Annotated in this window: 20 protein-coding genes and 1 other annotated feature; of the genes, 16 read left to right on the top strand and 4 right to left on the bottom strand. The window is 35.0% G+C overall.

Annotated elements, in window-relative coordinates:
• Positions 1–77 precede the first annotated feature (77 nt).
• The 3 genes from istA to istB are packed head-to-tail and all read left to right on the top strand — an operon-like array spanning position 78 to position 2362.
• On the top strand, positions 78–1202 hold the full coding sequence (istA, locus tag UtA1_RS12110) for an IS21 family transposase (protein WP_232019835.1): 1125 nt from the start codon (positions 78–80) through the stop codon (positions 1200–1202).
• 9 nt (positions 1203–1211) lie between these two features.
• On the top strand, positions 1212–1610 hold the full coding sequence (locus UtA1_RS17675; protein ID WP_232019834.1) for a hypothetical protein: 399 nt from the start codon (positions 1212–1214) through the stop codon (positions 1608–1610).
• Complete coding sequence (gene istB / locus UtA1_RS12105) at positions 1607–2362, top strand: IS21-like element helper ATPase IstB (protein WP_016839664.1); 756 nt, start codon at positions 1607–1609, stop codon at positions 2360–2362. Before UtA1_RS17675 ends, istB begins: the two co-directional genes overlap by 4 nt.
• On the opposite strand, the gene UtA1_RS12100 is transcribed toward istB, so the two are convergent.
• Both UtA1_RS12100 and UtA1_RS12095 read right to left on the bottom strand, forming a co-directional pair.
• A complete protein-coding gene (locus tag UtA1_RS12100; RefSeq protein ID WP_096551291.1) occupies positions 2359–3426 on the bottom strand; it encodes a YhgE/Pip family protein in 1068 nt (355 codons plus the stop codon). The genes istB and UtA1_RS12100 overlap by 4 nt on opposite strands.
• Positions 3427–3527: 101 nt before the next feature.
• Positions 3528–4100, bottom strand: a complete 573-nt coding sequence (locus tag UtA1_RS12095; RefSeq protein WP_016838617.1) for a TetR/AcrR family transcriptional regulator — start codon at positions 4098–4100, stop codon at positions 3528–3530.
• Positions 4101–4375: 275 nt separating this feature from the next.
• On the opposite strand from UtA1_RS12095, the gene UtA1_RS12090 reads away from it, so the two are divergent.
• Complete coding sequence (locus tag UtA1_RS12090; RefSeq protein WP_096551289.1) at positions 4376–5146, top strand: sporulation protein; 771 nt, start codon at positions 4376–4378, stop codon at positions 5144–5146.
• Between the two features lie 111 nt (positions 5147–5257).
• Here the strand turns inward: UtA1_RS12090 and UtA1_RS12085 are convergent, their stop codons facing one another.
• Positions 5258–5635: an aspartyl protease family protein gene (locus UtA1_RS12085; protein WP_016838615.1), complete on the bottom strand. Its 378-nt coding sequence runs from the start codon at positions 5633–5635 to the stop codon at positions 5258–5260.
• 55 nt (positions 5636–5690) lie between these two features.
• Entirely contained in the window at positions 5691–6371 is a 681-nt protein-coding gene (locus UtA1_RS12080) for a TerC family protein (RefSeq protein WP_016838614.1), read from the bottom strand.
• Between the two features lie 162 nt (positions 6372–6533).
• Positions 6534–6786, top strand: a binding site (T-box leader).
• A gap of 53 nt (positions 6787–6839) precedes the next feature.
• Here UtA1_RS12080 and alaS point away from each other — a divergent pair.
• The 12 genes from alaS (at position 6840) to mtnN (ending at position 18267) form a co-directional block, all read left to right on the top strand.
• Positions 6840–9500 carry an alanine--tRNA ligase gene (gene alaS, locus UtA1_RS12075; RefSeq protein ID WP_096551287.1) on the top strand — a complete coding sequence of 887 codons (2661 nt, stop codon included), beginning with the start codon at positions 6840–6842 and terminating at the stop codon, positions 9498–9500.
• A 103-nt stretch (positions 9501–9603) separates the two neighbouring features.
• A complete protein-coding gene (locus tag UtA1_RS12070; protein ID WP_016838611.1) occupies positions 9604–9864 on the top strand; it encodes an IreB family regulatory phosphoprotein in 261 nt (86 codons plus the stop codon).
• A gap of 10 nt (positions 9865–9874) precedes the next feature.
• Entirely contained in the window at positions 9875–10297 is a 423-nt protein-coding gene (ruvX, locus tag UtA1_RS12065; protein WP_096551285.1) for a Holliday junction resolvase RuvX, read from the top strand.
• Positions 10298–10411: 114 nt separating this feature from the next.
• Positions 10412–10723 carry a DUF1292 domain-containing protein gene (locus tag UtA1_RS12060; protein WP_016838608.1) on the top strand — a complete coding sequence of 104 codons (312 nt, stop codon included), beginning with the start codon at positions 10412–10414 and terminating at the stop codon, positions 10721–10723.
• Positions 10724–10855: 132 nt separating this feature from the next.
• Positions 10856–11374 carry a DUF1292 domain-containing protein gene (locus tag UtA1_RS17250; RefSeq protein WP_016838607.1) on the top strand — a complete coding sequence of 173 codons (519 nt, stop codon included), beginning with the start codon at positions 10856–10858 and terminating at the stop codon, positions 11372–11374.
• Between the two features lie 276 nt (positions 11375–11650).
• Positions 11651–12775 (top strand): endolytic transglycosylase MltG, encoded by a 1125-nt coding sequence (gene mltG, locus UtA1_RS12050; RefSeq protein ID WP_096551281.1) that lies wholly within the window; start codon positions 11651–11653, stop codon positions 12773–12775.
• Between the two features lie 245 nt (positions 12776–13020).
• Positions 13021–13653, top strand: coding sequence for an O-methyltransferase (locus UtA1_RS12045; RefSeq protein WP_096551279.1), 633 nt, complete (start codon positions 13021–13023; stop codon positions 13651–13653).
• A 6-nt stretch (positions 13654–13659) separates the two neighbouring features.
• Positions 13660–14592 (top strand): peptidase U32 family protein, encoded by a 933-nt coding sequence (locus UtA1_RS12040; protein WP_096551277.1) that lies wholly within the window; start codon positions 13660–13662, stop codon positions 14590–14592.
• A 28-nt stretch (positions 14593–14620) separates the two neighbouring features.
• Positions 14621–15886 carry a peptidase U32 family protein gene (locus UtA1_RS12035; protein ID WP_172597920.1) on the top strand — a complete coding sequence of 422 codons (1266 nt, stop codon included), beginning with the start codon at positions 14621–14623 and terminating at the stop codon, positions 15884–15886.
• A gap of 323 nt (positions 15887–16209) precedes the next feature.
• Positions 16210–16674 (top strand): transcription elongation factor GreA, encoded by a 465-nt coding sequence (gene greA, locus UtA1_RS12030; protein ID WP_408647342.1) that lies wholly within the window; start codon positions 16210–16212, stop codon positions 16672–16674.
• Between the two features lie 148 nt (positions 16675–16822).
• On the top strand, positions 16823–17515 hold the full coding sequence (locus UtA1_RS12025; protein WP_016838601.1) for a YrrS family protein: 693 nt from the start codon (positions 16823–16825) through the stop codon (positions 17513–17515).
• A gap of 59 nt (positions 17516–17574) precedes the next feature.
• Positions 17575–18267 (top strand): 5'-methylthioadenosine/S-adenosylhomocysteine nucleosidase, encoded by a 693-nt coding sequence (mtnN, locus tag UtA1_RS12020; RefSeq protein ID WP_016838600.1) that lies wholly within the window; start codon positions 17575–17577, stop codon positions 18265–18267.
• Positions 18268–18277 lie beyond the last annotated feature (10 nt).

The following is an 18277-nucleotide window of genomic DNA, read 5'->3' as shown; positions in this document are numbered from 1 at the left end:
GTTTCCCCACCATCAATCACTTTCAAATATACTGTTACTAGTCTATTGAAAGTGAGGAATTAGGAGTGAACAGATTTATGCTTTACATCGAGATTCATCGTTTATACAAAGAGGGATTCTCCAAGAGTGCTATTGCAAGAAAACTAAATATTTCAAGAAATAGAGTGATAGATTATTTGAATATGAGTACTGATGAGTTTGAAGAATTTTTAAGTACATTACGTACAAGAGAAAAGAAACTAGACCCTTATCATGATCAAATTCTAGGGTGGTTGAAGGAACATCCTGATTTAACTGCTGCACAAGTTTATGATTGGTTGGAAGAAAAGTTAGGTTTCAGGGAAGTCGCTGAGAACACTGTACGAAATTATTTAAACGAAATGAGGGATTACTATCGGATTCCAAAGGTAAAGGTTCAGAGGACATATAGTGTAGTTCCAGAATTACCAATGGGAAAACAGGCTCAAGTGGATTTTGGACAAACTACCGTCAAAAACAGACAAGGTGAGAATAAAAAGTTGTATTTTATCGCATTTGTTTTATCACATTCAAGATATAAATATGTAGAATGGCTCGATCGACCTTTTCGTACTTCCGATATGATTCGAATGCATGAAAATGCATTTGAATACTTTGGAGGAATGCCAGAAGAAATGGTCTATGACCAAGATGCGTTATTAGCAGTTAGTGAAAATGCAGGTGATTTAATTCTTACAGCTGAATTTACTAAATATCATCATACCCGTAAATTTAATGTTTATTTATGTAGAAAGAGTGATCCGGAATCAAAAGGTAAAATTGAACAGGTTGTGAAATTTGTAAAAAATAATTTTAGCAAAAATCGAGTATTCGATCATCTTTCAGATTGGAATCAATCGTGCCACGCTTGGTTGAAAAGAACAGGAAACTATAAAGTTCATCATAATACGAAAAAGAGACCTTCTGAAGTGCACGCCCTGGAAAAGCAACACTTAAAGAAAGTCTCTGGTACTTACATTTTCGCAAATGTTTCAACTCCAAGTATAACAAGAAATATCCATAAGGACAATGTTATTCGTTATGAAGGAAATCGATATAGCGTTCCTAAAGGAACATATAGAGCAGATGCCCCAAATCTTGCTTATTTACAAGAAGAGGATGGTTGGTTAATTATTCGACTGAAAGAAACTGGGATGGAGTTAGCAAAGCACCGAATATCCTAAGGAAAAGGATTGATTATTACAGATCCCTCCCATCGGGAACATAGCACAAGTAAACGAGATCTTTTAATTCATCAAATTCAAGAAACATTCATAGATAAAGAGAATATTCAATGGTTAATACACAAATTGAAAGAACGATATCCACGTCATTTAGTGGATCAACTCAAAGTACTACAACAAGCCATCAGAATTTACCCAAATCATTGTGAGGAAGCTTTATCTGAAATGAAGAAACTTGGAATGACCAGTGCAAATGATTTTCGGGATATTGCACATGCATTATCTGTACAATATCAAAAAAGTTCACCTAAAATCGTTGAATTGAATGAGAAGTATAAAGATTTATCAGCACCAGAACGATCCGAAGACATTTATTTAAAAGTCTTATCTGGAGGTGAAAATGAATGAATCATCATCCCTATGAAATTTTACAAGATAAATGTCGTACCTTGCGCCTCGCTGAGACGGCTAAAGAATTACCGAATTTACTCCGTGAAGCTGAAGCAAAGAATTGGACATATCATGAACTGGTTTATGAAATCTTAAGCTATGAGATGCGATGTAGAGAGCAGAAAAATAATGAGAGATTAATGAAATGGGCAGAGTTCCCAGAAATATTGACGTTTGATACCTATGATTTGAAGGAACAAACAGCTCTTGGTGAAAAACAACTAAATGTATTAAAAGAACTGAATTGGATTGAAGAATTTTTTACTTTAATTTTGATGGGACCAACAGGAGCAGGAAAAACACATTTATCCGTTGCATTAGGAATACACGCTGTGGAGAGAGGATACAAAGTATCCTTTGTCTCCATGAATCAGCTTATGTATATTTTAAAAACAAAAGAATATATCAATAAATCTAAAATACGCTACAAACGTATTATAGCTTCGGATTTAATTATTATTGATGATGTCATGTACATGACTTACGAGACTCAGGAAGCCAATCTATTTTTCCAGTTTATCTATGATTTATATGATAAAGCAGCATTCATTCTAACCTCTAATAAAGGGCCAAATGAATGGGGAAAATTTCTTGGTGATCCTACTTTAACAACAGCTATACTTGACCGTTTATTACATAGGAGTGAAATTATCACTTTCGATAACGAAACGGATAGCATTCGTATGAAATACAGAAAGGTATTATTTTAATTTAGCAAACTGTTGAATCTTAATTGTAGAAAACTGTTTAAAATTATTTGTGGAAAATTGTTTAATTCTACTTGACGGTTACATATGGATTGTACTGCAAGTTGGCTTGATAGTTGATTGACAATTCCAGCTGTCAGTTGTGTTGAAAGTTCTGCAGATAATTGAGTTTCTAATTGATCGATTCCATTACTAATATTCTCAACACTATTTTTAAGATTTTCAGAAATTCCTGTAGCAACTTGAGCTGGAAGTTGATCTTTCATTTGTTTTAGGCCATCTTCTACTTGAGATGTTCCTTCGACAAGGGATGGAAGATTTTCGTTCACTTGACGAAGACCATCTTTCAATTGACTAGAGCCAGCAGCAATCGAGCTTGAACCATCACTTGCACGGTTTACGCCTTCTTTGAATTCAATCATTTTTGAAGCCAATGTTGCAAGATTGTCACTCAATGTTTTTGAACCATCATTTAAATCAGCTACACCATCTTTTAATTGGCTTGCTCCATCGCTTGCTTGGCTAATTCCATCTGCTAACTTTGAAATGGAATCAAACATGGTTTCGGAATAAGTTGAAATGATATTTTTGGAGATTTCCGCTTTGATTTCTCTCATGGCAGTTTCTCCAATTTGAGCTGAAAGGAAGTTTGTACTTTCATTCGGAACATATTTTAGTTCCAATTTTTTCGGTTCATCATCTAGAATCGTTGTTGCATTTTTAGAAAAATTTTCTGGTATTTCCACTAGCAAATAAAAATCTCGATTCTCTAAACCTTTATAACCTTCTTCCTTTGAAACTACTTTGAAATTAAACTGTTCACTGTCATTGAGTTTTTCAGCAAGTTCTTTCCCGATTTCCAACGTTTTTCCTTCAAATTCAGCACCGGAATCTTCATTGACAATGGCAACTGGCAAGTCTTCTAAGTGCGCATATGGGTCCCAAAATGCCCAAATAAACATTCCTGTATACAGTACAGGAACAAGCGCAACTGCTAAAACCGATATGAGAATTTTCCGGTTTGAAAGAAGAAATTTTAGTTCCGCCATAAATGACGATTTTTTCATTTTGTTACCTCCTGGAAGTAATGACTATTTTGTTCATTTGGTCATTCTTGCGTAATATATATAGGGTACTCTAATACATTGAGACCCTTAAAACCTTAAAGTTATTTAGCCAATCCATCAATGAAATATAATTTAAATAAATTAGATATTTCTTCTTTATCAATAGCTGGATGCTGCTTTTCCCAATCAAATATTAAAGCAACATACATTTTTAACATAACAAATGCTGTGATTTCAGGATTGCACTCTTTAATTTCACCACGGTCAATTGCTTCTTGTATAATTCCCTTCATGTAGTGAATGACTGCTTGTTCAACACGCTGTATTACTTCTGCTACTGCTTGTGTTCCCAGTTCTCTTTCTTCTTGAAAAAGTTTGATTGTGAGCTGATGAGACTGTCGAAATTCTAGAAGTCTTAATAATACACGATTAATATTTTCATCGAAGCTACTATTAGGATTAATGGCTTTTTCTGCTTCAGTTTTCATATCTTTAATAAGAGATGTAATAATTTCATCAAATAGTTCTTCCTTATTTTTAAAGAATGTATAAATTGTACCTTTTCCCACATTGGCAAGTTTCGCGATTTGATCCATCGTGGTTGCTTTGTATCCAAATAAAGAAAAGGATTTTTTTGCAGCTTCGAGTATTAATTGTTTTCTGTCAACGCTCAATACATTCACCTCACTTTAATAAATTATGACCAAATGAGAAAATTAGTCATTTGTTTCACGTAATGTACTTTACCACACAATATCTCCCTTTGCAAGTGTATTTACATGTTATGTAGTTTTTTTATTATCTTAGTAAATTCGCTGATTCGTAAGAAACGATTCAATAAATCAATCGTTATATGCTGTAAATCTATGTCAGAAAATACTTCACTGAAACTTTATCGAAAATAGAATCGTAATAATGGGGAAATTTCTTAAATGAAGGAGAGTAAACTATGTCATTTTTTAACAAAATGCTAGCATCTTTTGGTATTGGTTCAGCAAAAGTGGATACTCAGTTGGAGAAGTCTTCCTACAGTGCTGGTGAAACGGTGCGCGGTGAAGTAGAAGTATATGGAGGAAATGTTGCTCAACAAATCAATACGATTTATTTCACTTTATATACGACTTATATAAAAGAAGTCGATGATCGAAAAGTTTCGGTTCCATTTGCATTCCATAAATTCAAAATTAGTGATCCTTTTATGATTCAAGCAAATGAAACAAAAATCATCCCGTTTTCTTTCGTGCTGCCAGTAGACACACCTGTAACGATAGGAAATTCTAGAGTATGGGTGAAAACGGAATTAGACATTCAAAGCGGTGTGGATTCAACAGATAAAGACTTTATAGAAGTTCGTCCATCAAGATTGGCTTCTCATGTGTTAAATGCTTTACAACATTTAGGTTTTCGTTTACGAAAAGCGGAAAATGAACAAGTATCATTCCGATACCGAAAAAACTATCCTTTTATTCAAGAATTTGAATTTGTTCCAGTAACAGGGCCGTTTCGAGGTCGATTAGATGAACTAGAGATTGCTTTTCTTTCCCAAGAGGAAGGCTACGTGGAATTATTATTGGAAGTGGACAGAAGAGCAAGGGGACTTGGTGGATTGTTTGCTGAAATGTTGGATGTGGATGAAAGCCACGTGCGCGTTACATTTACAGAAGCGGATATGTACCATATTGAATCTAAGCTTCAACAAATTATTTCGAGATATTCATAATGTAAAAATCTATTATCTTTTATATAAAACAGAGATTGCCAACAGAATGAGCGGACTAGTGAAGTTAGGATCCTAGTTCGCTCGTATAACAGGCTATTTTTTCCTACATTTTCAGTGAGTTAGTAATTTTAAGTGTTTCAAATCTAAAACAAATTCACCGGATTTTAATATATCAAGTCCAATCAAACCTTGAATATTAAATCCTTGCAATGTGCCAAAATCAATATGAACATTAGGAAACGTCTTTTCGCCAATTTTTACATAATCCAATTTTTTCATAAAACTATATTCTACGCCACCGATTCCATAATGACGAACTAGCGAATCTCCGTTTTCAAAATAGATACCTATCTCTTGTACTGAATCAATATTGATAAAGGAATGGGAGGCACCTGAATCGATTGCAACTCGGCTTAACAATTTACTTTTCCCTTTATAGCAAATTTCAATTGTTGATAGCAATAAACCATCTTCAAAGAGAAGCTGCATATTTTACCTCCCAAAAGCTTTTATTTCCATTCTATTTCAATTTGTTAATCAATATTCAATTTGTACTTATATGTGTTTTATTTCTATTACGCAGAATAAAACCAATTGCAATAACGATGAATATTAATAATAATTGGAACAAGATTATAGGTAACGGATTTGTTAAATAAGGCTGAACATAAGCATCTTGAATAATCATTTTTGATGCAGTCCATGCAAGGACACCAGCACCTAAATAGATGAAAATAGGAAATTTTTCGATAATGCGAATGACAATTGTACTTCCCCAAACAATTATGGGAATAGAGATAAGGAGACCAAAGATGACTAGTAGCATATTTCCATAAGCTGCTCCTGCAACCGCAATAATATTATCAATGCCCATTAAAAAATCTGCTAACATGATTGTCCAAGCTGCACCCCAAAAGGATTTCTTTGATACGCGTATATCGGTATTTTCTTCAGTCACTAGCAGTTTTATCGCTATATATACTAACAATACGCCGCCAATAAATAGTAATCCATCAATTTCTAACAATTTCACTGCAAGCAGTGTAAAGATAATGCGCATAAAAATGGCAGCTAGCGTTCCAATGATAATAACCTTTTTTTGTTGTTTCGATGGCAGATTTTTTGCAACCATTCCAATCAATAATGCATTATCGCCAGCAAGAACAAGATCGATAAAAATAATAGACATTAGTGCAGTGTAAAATTCCATCGAAATAGTTTCCATATCTGCTCTCCCATCTATACTTTTTTGGAAAGTATATGTCCTACCATCCATGTTAAGAAGTAATTTACAAAGAAGGTATTTTTAATTGACATGAAATTATCGTTTTTTTATAATTTAGTGAGAATATTTCAATTCGTACTATGTATCATAAACAGCTTATACTTCAATACGATGATGGAGAGAGTACGTTTTTGTCCAGTGGAAAGAGAGAGATTCCGTAGGCTGAAAGAATCTTCACTAGTGGCAATTGCGGAAAGCTACTCCAGAGTGCAGTTAAAACCTGCCGTTCACTTACGTTACAGTGGCTAGAGTGACAGTTTCAAAATGAAACGGTTAAACGAGTATTTAGGTGTACGATATGAAATGAAACTGTAACGAGGGTGGTACCGCGAAATTTAATGTCTTCGTCCCTTATTGGGATGAAGGCTTTTTTTTAATTTCAAAAATATTAGTAGGAGGTAATATTGAATGAAAGCAGCAGACATTCGTCGCAAATTTTTAGATTTTTTTATTGAAAAAGGCCATGCAGTTGAACCATCAGCTTCATTAATTCCAGTGAATGACCCGTCTTTACTTTGGATTAACTCTGGGGTAGCGACTTTAAAAAGATATTTTGATGGTCGTGAAATTCCTGAAAATCCACGTATTACAAATGCTCAGAAATCCATTCGTACAAACGATATAGAAAACGTAGGGAAAACGGCTCGCCACCATACATTTTTCGAAATGTTAGGTAACTTCTCTATTGGTGACTACTTTAAGCGAGAAGCAATTCATTATGCTTGGGAGTTTTTAACAGATCCAAAATGGATGGGATTTGACCCAGAACTGCTTTCAGTAACAATCCATCCAGAAGATGAAGAAGCTTATAACATTTGGAAAAATGAAATTGGCTTACCAGAAGAACGTATCGTTCGCATTGAAGGAAACTTCTGGGATATTGGGGAAGGTCCATCCGGTCCAAACTCAGAAATTTTCTATGATCGCGGCCCAGAATATGGAAATGATCCAAACGATCCAGAATTATTCCCAGGTGGCGAAAATGAACGTTACTTAGAAGTTTGGAACTTAGTGTTCTCTCAATTTAACCACAATCCAGATGGCACATATACGCCGCTACCAAAACAAAACATCGACACAGGTATGGGTCTTGAGCGGATGGCTTCCGTTGTGCAAAATGTACCAACAAACTTTGATACAGATTTATTTATGCCAATCATTGAAAAAATTGAAGAGTTTGCAAACCGTCGTTACAAACGACCTGGTGAAATTGATTTGAAAGAAATTTTCAACAATAAAGAAGATATCAACACACCGTTTAAAGTAATTGCGGACCATATTCGAACAGTGGCATTTGCCATCGGTGATGGAGCGCTTCCATCAAATGAAGGACGCGGTTACGTAATTCGCCGTTTATTACGTCGTGCTGTAAGATATGCAAAACAAATCGGTATTGAAAAACCATTTATGTTTGAACTCGTTCCAACAGTTGGAGAAATTATGAAAGACTTCTATCCAGAAGTAAGTGAGAAAAGTGAATTTATTCAACGAGTTGTGAAAAATGAAGAGATTCGTTTCCTAGAAACATTAGATGGTGGCCTTGAAATTTTAAATGAAGTAATTGAACGTGAAAAGAAATTAGGGCGTAATGAAATACCAGGTGAAGACGCGTTCCGCTTATATGATACGTATGGATTCCCAATTGAATTAATAGAGGAATATGCTGAAGAACAAGGAATGACAATCGATTACGAAGGTTTTGAAGCGGAGATGGAAAAACAGCGTGAACGAGCAAGAAGTGCACGTGTTGATGTTGATTCTATGCAAGTGCAAAATGAAGTATTAACGAACTTAAAACAACCTTCCGTATTCGTTGGATATGAAGTGGCAGAATGTGACACAACCATTGTTGCTATGGTAGGAAACGGTCAGGAAGTAAATGTAGCTTCTGAAGGAGAAGAGGTATTAGTCATTTTAGCGGAAACACCATTCTATGCTGAAATGGGTGGTCAAATCGCTGATAAAGGTACTCTTGAGAGCGATACATTCAAAGCTGTTGTAAAAGATGTTCAACTTGCACCGAACGGGCAGCATCTTCATACAGTAATTGTTGAATCAGGTGAAATGCATCTTAACGATCATGTAAAGGCGCAAGTGAATGCAGAAGAAAGAAAACTGATTGTGAAAAACCATACGGCAACGCACTTATTGCACCGTGCTTTGAAAGACGTATTAGGTGAACATGTAAATCAAGCTGGTTCATATGTAGGTCCAGATCGTTTACGCTTTGACTTTACACACTTCGGACAAGCAACAAAAGAAGAGTTAGAAAAAATTGAACAAATCATCAATGAAAAAATTTGGGACGACATCGAAGTAGTTATTGAAGAAATGCCGATTGACGAAGCAAAAGCTCTTGGTGCTATGGCCCTCTTCGGCGAAAAATATGGAGATATCGTTCGCGTTGTACAAGTAAGCGATTATTCAATTGAGCTTTGCGGTGGTTTACACGTAAACCGCACATCTGAAATTGGATTGTTCAAAATCGTTTCAGAAGGTGGAATTGGTGCCGGGGTAAGACGTATTGAAGCTGTTACTGGTAAGGGGGCATATCTTGCAGTAAAAGAAGAAGAAAAAATCTTGCAAGAAGCAGCTGCACAATTTAAAGCAAATCCAAAAGACTTAGTAATGAGAATTCAAGGCTTACAAAGTGAATATAAAGAATTACAACGAGAAAATGAATCATTATCACAAAAATTGGCAAACCTTGAAGCAGCAAACGTTCTTGATTCAGCACAAAAAATCGGCGATATAACTGTTTTATCTACACGAGTAGAGGCAAAAGATAATAATCAACTTCGTCAAATGATGGATGATTTAAAAGTGAAGCTTGAAAAAGCAGTTATTGTTCTTGGAGCTGTTGAAGGAGATAAAGTCATGCTTTGTGCAGGTGTAACAAAAGATATTGCTGGTAAAGAATATCATGCAGGTAACATCGTCAAAACAGTAGCTGAGAAATGCGGAGGAAAAGGTGGCGGTCGTCCTGACATGGCAATGGCTGGTGCGAAAGAAGTTTCAAAACTTGATGAAGCCCTTCAATCTGTGTATGATTACGTTAAATCTATATAATAATTAAAAAGAAATCTATTTCACTGACTAATTGAATCAGTTATAATATAGAAAATGGAGCTAGAATTTCCAACTCCTTATTTCCGAAAGCGAGGTGCTGGTCTTGAGTTCGTTTGATCAAACAATGAAATTTAGCTTTCCAGAAGAATCAATGGAAGATGAAGTCAAGCAAGTAATGCTAAAAGTGTACTCTGCACTTGAGGAGAAAGGGTATAACCCGACAAATCAAATCGTAGGGTACTTGTTATCTGGTGATCCGGCATATATTCCTCGCCATCAAGATGCACGAAATTTAATTCGTAAACTTGAACGTGATGAAATTTTAGAAGAGCTTGTGAAATTCTATATTAGAAATAACAAATGAGGAATAATCAATGAGAGTAATGGGATTAGATGTCGGTACGAAGACAGTTGGCATTGCAATCAGCGATCCATTCGGTTTAACAGCTCAAGGAATTGAGACGATTCATATAGACGAAGAAACTGGCGAATTTGGGATTGAGCGAATTAAAGAGCTTGTAAAAGAGTATGGGGTTACCGAATTTGTTGTTGGATATCCTAAAAATATGAACAACACTGTTGGTCCACGAGGAGAAGCTTCCGAGAATTATAAGAAGCTTTTAGAAAATGCGTTTAATTTGCCAGTAACACTTTGGGATGAACGTTTAACAACAATGGCTGCTGAACGAATGCTCATTGAAGCCGATGTCAGTCGAAAAAAGAGAAAAAAAGTAATCGATAAAATGGCAGCGGTCATGATTTTACAAGGATATTTGGATAGTAAATCATTTAAATAAGATCCCATGTTGGGTGAATAAAGTGATTTCATCATGTTTTATACTTTCCTAAAGACAGTTATGTCGAGGGATAATTATATATTTTATTTATATTCTTAAAAAGAGGTGACCAACATGGTACATGAACATGATTATGAAGAAAGACATATTACTGTAATTGATGAAGACGGAAATGAGCAATTATGCGAAGTAATACACACTTTTGATTCTGAGAAATTCGGAAAGTCCTATGTATTATATACAATCGTCGGTGCGGAAGAAGATGAAGATGGTCAAATCGAAATTTTCGCTTCTTCATTTACTCCTGCTGAAAATGGAGAAGATGGAGAACTTCAGCCGATTGAAACGGAAGAAGAATGGGATATGATTGAAGAAGTATTAAATTCTTTGGAAGAAGAATTTGAACTAGAAGACGATGAAGAATAATCATATAAAGTAGGCAAAATTTTGCCTACTTTTTTCATGCTTATGATTGATTTACTTGTTAATAATATCGATTATTTTTCATGGAACGTTCCACACTAAACTTGAAAAGGTTATAAATATTAGGAGGAAAACATGGATCAACAATATTTTTATTTAACAACAGAAGATGGTGTAGAGATGAAATGCAAAGTATTATTTACCTTTGATACAGACGACCATTCTTATTGCATTTATACGATAATCGATGAAGATGGTAATGAAAGCGAAGAAATTTCAGCAGTACGATATGAACTTGATGAAAATTTAGAAATGACGAATTTTCAGGAATTGGAAACAGAAGAAGAGTGGGACATGGTTGAAGAAGTATACAATACACTAGTTGATACATTTTCTGAAGAAGAAAGAGACGCATTTATTGCAACGGATGAAGAAGGAAATGAAATAGAATGCAAAGTCATTTATCGATTTACATTAGATGAATTCGGAAAAAAATATGTCGTGTATACAACCGATGAAACGGAACCAATTGAAAACCTTTATGTTGCAAGCTACGTCGATTCGGAAGATGGTGAAATACAAGAAATTTTCCCAGTAGAGTCAGATGAGGAATGGAAAAAAATTGAAGAAACAGTTGAGTTTTTGAATCAATAACTCTAATCAATCCTTTTAGGCTGAAGAATTCCTGCGGTTTGATTTTTTCATACCGCAGGGAAACATGATAAAAGCATTTATTGAATGATCATGGTTATAAATTGTTGTTTGGAAATTCATATGTATTAAAAAGTTATAGATTGATAGAACTTTTTCTTGTGAAAAAACGTACAAATACATATACAAAACGAAAGAGTCAACCGAAAGCGCATTTCAATATTGTTAATTCTTTTATAATTTTATATCATATGTTAAGAGTCGCAAGGGGGGAAACCAGTGGAGCAAGAACAAAAGAAAAATGAAATAATGGATAAAGTAAAATTGCGTAAACAAGAAGGAAAAGTAGTTCGTCGAATTGTAACAACAGTAACGCTAATTATTTTGACGTTAATTGTAGTTGTTGGGTTATCTGGCACGTTATTTGTAAAAAGTGCATTACAGCCTGTTGATCCACAATCGGAAGAACAAATTCAAGTAGAAATTCCTATGGGCTCTGGGTTATCTACCATTTCAAAAATATTAGAAGAACATGGCATTATAAAAAATGCGACTATCTTTAAATATTACGCAAAATTTAATAATCAATCGAATTTTCAAGCAGGCAATTATACGATGTCGCCAAGCATGACTTTAGATGAAATTTTAGAAAGCTTGAAAACAGGAAAAGTATATAGAGAACCTGTATTAGCGATAACGATTCCAGAAGGATTAACATTAGAGCATATTGCTAACATTATTGAAAAAAAGACGAAATACACAAAAGAACAGTTTATGGAGAAGGTAAACAGCGAAGAATTCATTAATAGCATGATGGCTTCTTATCCTGAACTTATTACGGAAGAGGTATTGGATTCCAACATCCGTTACCCGTTAGAAGGATATTTGTTTCCTGCGACTTACGCATTCTATGAAGAAGATGTTACTTTAGATGATATCGTTATTCCGATGATTGAAAAAACAAACGATGTCATCAATGAGTATCAATCTTTAATTGCAGAAAAAGAGATGACAGTTCATGAGCTATTAACATTTGCTTCATTATTGGAAGAGGAAGCCACTGAAAAGACGGATCGCGAGACGATTGCAAGCGTATTTTATAACCGATTAGAAATCGGCATGCCTCTTCAAACGGACCCAACTGTATTATATGCATTAGGCGGACATAAAGAAAGAGTATTATATGAAGATTTAGAAGTTCAAAGTCCATACAATACTTATGTGAACCCAGGATTACCACCAGGTCCAATTGCCAATGCTGGTGTCGTTTCAATTGAAGCTGCTTTAAATCCTACAGATACTGATTATCTCTATTTCTTAGCGGATAAAGAAGGGAACAATCATTTCGCGAAATCATACGATGAACATCTACAAAACAAAAGTCTTTATTTGAATAATAAATAAAATGCAAAAATAGCAGAATTAACCATGTTGGTTAACTGCTATTTTTTATTCATTCAATTCCGATATTGGTAATCATTCGGTCAATAGTCTGAATTCTAAACTTTTCAATATGAAAATCGTAAAGAATGTTCGCTTTCCATTGATTTTCATGTTATGATTAGATGTGATTTTCCTATAGTGTAGTTGATTAAAGCCAACTCGTTTGGTTTTTTTTCTTTTTATATATAATCTGAAGGAGAGAAAACATGGAGTTTTCAGATCAGTTCATAGAGTCCTTCATTCATCCTCCGAATGAATTGCTGCAAAAAATGGAACAATATGCACAAAATCACCATGTTCCGATTATGAAAGCTTCGGCAATCGAAGTATTAACTCAAATATTGCGTATTCAACGACCGAAGACAGTTTTAGAAATTGGTACAGCAATTGGCTATTCGGCTATTCGCATTGCTGAAGCGGTGCCTGATAGCCGTATCGTTACAATCGAAAGAGATGAACAACGCGTCCAACTTGCTAAGCAGTTTATTGAGGAAAGTCACGTTGGAAACCGAATTACGGTGATTGAAGGAGATGCGTTAGAAGTAGATGTAACGAAGTTTCAATCTACTTTTGATGCTGTTTTTATTGATGCAGCGAAAGGGCAAAATATGCGCTTTTTTGAAAAATATTCTCCCCTAGTTCCGTCAGGTGGAGTCATTTATATTGACAATATTTACATGCACGGATTATCGGACATTCCATTGGAAGAAGTACCAAAACGAAAACGCTCGATGATTCGCAATTTAAAAGAGTTTACCGAGTGGATTAAAAACCATTCAGATTATTCTACGACCTTTGTCCCCGTTGGCGATGGTTTACTAATTTGTTTAAAGAGGTGAAGACATTTGAAAAAACCAGAATTACTCGTGACGCCTAAATCAATACCCCATATTAAAGAATTAATCGAGGCTGGTGCCGATGCATTTGTTATCGGTGAACAAAAATTTGGATTGAGACTTGCCGGAGAATTTTCCATTGACGAAGTAAAAGAAGCCACGCAAATCATCCACGAAGCAGGTAAGAAAGTTTATGTTTCTTGCAATGCTTTATTCCATAATAATCGCATTGATGCGTTGGATGAATATTTAAAACAATTACAACAAATTGGACCTGATGCGATTTTATTCGGTGACCCTGCAGTTCTCATGTCAGTTCGGGAATTTGGTATTACAATTCCTCTACATTGGAATCCAGAAACAACAGCAACAAACTGGTTCCAAGTAAATTATTGGGGAGAACGAGGAGCGAAGCGTGCAGTATTAGCCCGTGAGTTATCCCTTGATGAGATTTTAGAAATAAAAGAAAACTCCAAATACGAAATTGAAGTACAAGTACATGGGATGACTTGCATGTTCCAATCAAAACGGAAATTATTAGGAAACTATTTCCTTTACCGAGGAGAAGTAATGGAAATTGAAAATCGAAAAGAAAATAAAAACATGTTCTTACACGATAAAGAACGTAACAACAAATATCCGATATATGAAGACTTGAATGGAACGCATATTTTCTCACCAAATGATATTTGTTTAATTGATGAATTAACAGAGTTTTTCGAAGCGGGAATCGATTCGTTGAAGATTGATGGAATTTTGCAAACTGAAGAATATATTACGACAGTAACAAGCCTTTATCGACAAGCAATTGATGCTTATTTCGACGAAGGGGAAGATACTTATGATGAAATAAAAGATGAATTATTCGAAAAAATTAAAGCAATTCAACCGCCATTACGTCCATTAGATACTGGATTTATTTATAAGGAAACAGTTTATTAAGAAAGGGGGATCTCCATTGTTACAATTAATTGAAAATGAAAGCATTCGTGAAACAATAAATGGCAAACGCATTATTACGAAAAAGCCGGAATTACTTGCTCCTGCGGGTAGTTTAGAAAAATTAAAAGTAGCTGTACATTACGGTGCTGATGCAGTATTTATCGGTGGTCAAGAATTTGGATTGCGTTCCAATGCAGATAATTTCACCATTGAAGAAATGCGTGAAGGTGTTGAATTTGCAAAAAAATATGGTGCAGTAATTTATGTAACGACAAATATTTTTGCCCACAATGAAAATATGGCAGGCCTAGAAGAATATTTGCGTGCAATTGCTGACGTAGGTGTAAAAGGAATCATTGTAGCAGATCCATTAATTATTGAAACATGTAAAAGAGTAGCGCCAGAGTTGGAAATCCATCTTTCAACTCAGCAATCTTTATCGAACTGGAAAGCGGTAAAATACTGGAAATCTGAAGGTTTGGATCGGGTTGTTTTAGCCCGTGAAGTAGGTGCGGAAGAGATTCGTCTAATCAAAGAAAAAGTGGATATTGAGATTGAAACATTCGTTCACGGTGCTATGTGTATTGCATATTCTGGGCGTTGTGTGTTATCAAATCACATGACAGCTCGTGACTCAAACCGTGGCGGTTGTTGTCAAAGCTGCCGTTGGGATTATGACTTATATGAAAATGTAAATGGGGAAGAAAAACCTTTATTTAATGAAGGAGACGCACCTTTTGCAATGAGCCCGAAAGATTTAAAATTAATTGAATCCATTCCTCATATGATAGAATTAGGAATTGATTCATTAAAAGTAGAAGGGCGCATGAAATCCATTCATTACGTTGCTACGGTAATTTCAGTTTATCGCAAAGTGATCGATAGCTATTGTGCGGATCCGGAAAATTTCAAAATTAAAAGAGAATGGTTGGAAGAATTAGATCGTTGTGCAAATCGTGCCACAGCTTCAGCATTCTTTGAAGGCGAACCTAGCTATAAACAACAAATGTTTGGTTTCCATGCGAAGAAGCCGGAATGGGATTTTGCTGGATTTGTTTTTGATTATGATGAGGAAACACAAATGGTTACATTGCAACAGCGCAATTACTTCAAAACAGGAGATACGGTAGAATTCTTCGGTCCAGAAATCGATACATTTACTATGACAGTCGGTCAAATGTGGAATGAAGAGAATGAACCGATTGAGGTGGCGAACCACCCACTTCAAATCGTGAAATTTAAAGTCGAAAAACCACTTCACCGATACAATATGATGAGAAGAAAAAATAAATAAGAACAGCTCTTGAAACAAAACTCATAGTATAATATGATGAGTATGGTATTGATTCTTTTGCATGATTTTTACATTATTCACTATTAAATGACAATTTGATATATTGTTGAAATAAAATTCGGTTATTAGAAAGCGTCCGTTGGATTCTTCTAAATTGTCCAAAGGCAACATATGCTTTTCTAATAACCGGGTTTTATCATATATAAGAAATTTTTCTTCAGAAAAAGAAAACGATTGCATTACAAAATATGGTAATGTGATTGGATGAAAAAAGTGATGTTTCTTAAGGAGTGAGTGTCTTGTCAAACGAAAAACAATACCCAATGACTTTAGCGGGTAAAGAAAAATTAGAAAAAGAACTTGAATATTTGAAAACAGAAAAAAGAAAAGAAGTTGTAGAACGTATTAAAGTTGCTCGTGGTTTTGGAGATTTATCTGAAAACTCCGAGTATGATTCTGCAAAAGAAGAACAAGCATTTGTAGAAGGGCGTATTTCTGCAATTGAAAATATGTTGCGTAACGCAGTGATTATTGAAGAAAGCGAAGAAGATGCAGATATCGTTACCCTTGGTAAAGCGGTAACATTTATTGAATTGCCGGATGGCGAAGAAGAAGAGTATGTAATCGTTGGTTCTGCAGAAGCAGATCCTTTTGAAGGAAAAATTTCGAACGATTCTCCAATCGCGAAAGCATTATTAGGTCATAAAGTTGGAGATGTAGTGAAAATAACAACTCCTGGCGGCGAAATGGAAGTTAAAATCGTAGCAATTCGTTCTTCAAACGACTAATGGATAATAAAGTCGACAAATTTTATAAAAATTTGTCGACTTTTTCATTTGTAATATTCATATGACAACAATATTAAAAATTTAGTTGAAGTATTTGTTTATCTCAATTTCTTGGTAATATGGAAAAAGAAATATAAGGAGGAATCATATGGCGAAGGAAAAACAAGAATTAAATAGCCGTAGAATGAAACGTTATTCAGATAATAAACGAAAAATGAATCGTATACTCAATGTATTGATAGCCATTGTATTTACGTTAATTGTGATTAATATTTATTTCATCGTAAAAGATGATGAAGAAGATGAAGTGGCTAGAGAAGATACGAAAGTGGAAGAATTAAAAGAACATGAAGATAGTGAAGAATTGGAGGAGCAGGATAGTAAAAAGGATGAAGAAGAATCTTTAGACGCTTCAAATAAAAATGAAGAGCCAAATAATCTGCAAGAAGACAATTCGTCCATTCATGATGAAAACAATGATGAAATTATCGTGTCTACTTCCTCAGATGCCAATGTGGAAAAAGTCATTGTTAATAACAACTGGCAAGTGACGCCTACGAGACAAACTGGTGAGCACGTTTCTGCTTTTGAAGAGGGCCATGTAGATTATGAAGAAAAATTATTGACGATTCGAAATGCTGTGGAATTACAAGAAGATAATATTATTTATTGGTCTGTAAGAAATGATGGCACAGGAAAAGGGGCAGTTGCCGTTGTATCATCAAAAGATCAAACAGAAAAATATCGAGTTCACATAAAATGGATTGAAAATGCAGGATGGATTCCAATTAAAGTAGAAATACTAAAAAAAATTGATGGCACGTATGAAGTAATGAATTGACCACAATGGATATTTCCGTTAAGTTGGAATAGATGTGGATTTCAAGGAGGAATTAAAATATGAAAATTGCAGTTATCGGTGCAATGGAAGAAGAGGTTGAATTATTGCGAAAAGCATTAGAAAATAAAACCGTTACGACCATTGCAAATTGTGAATATACTACTGGTACATATAAAGGAAAAGATGTCGTTTTATTGAAAAGCGGAATTGGAAAAGTGAATGCTGCCATGTCCACAACGATTTTACTTCATCATTTTCAACCAGATGTTGTTATCAATACAGGTTCTGCTGGCGGCTATGACCCTGATTTAGAAGTAGGTTCCGTTGTAATATCAGATGAAGTTAGACACCATGATGTGGATTGTACTGTTTTTAAATATGAAATGGGGCAAGTACCGCAAATGCCACCTGCTTACAAAGCAGATGAAAAGTTAATGAAACTGGCTGTTGAGTCGGTAAAAGAAGTAGGGGAACATCAATATGGAGTAGGGCTCATTTGTTCCGGTGATTCATTTATGTATGACCCTGAACGAGTTGAAGCGGTTCGAAAACATTTTCCGCAAATGAAAGCATGTGAAATGGAAGCTGCTGCGGTTGCCCAAGTATGTTATCAATTTCAAACGCCATTTGTAGTCATTCGCGCCTTATCAGATATTGCAGGGAAAGAATCCGACATTTCATTTGATGAGTTTTTACCATTGGCGGCGAAACATTCAACTGCAATTGTTCTGAAAACGATAGAGAAATTATAAGGATTCTAGA

Origin of the sequence: Ureibacillus thermosphaericus, assembly GCF_002370195.2 — a bacterium.
Classification (GTDB): Bacteria; Bacillota; Bacilli; order Bacillales_A; family Planococcaceae; genus Ureibacillus; species Ureibacillus thermosphaericus.
Note: the sequence above shows the minus strand (reverse complement) of the source record. Positions and strands in the feature narration are given on the sequence as shown.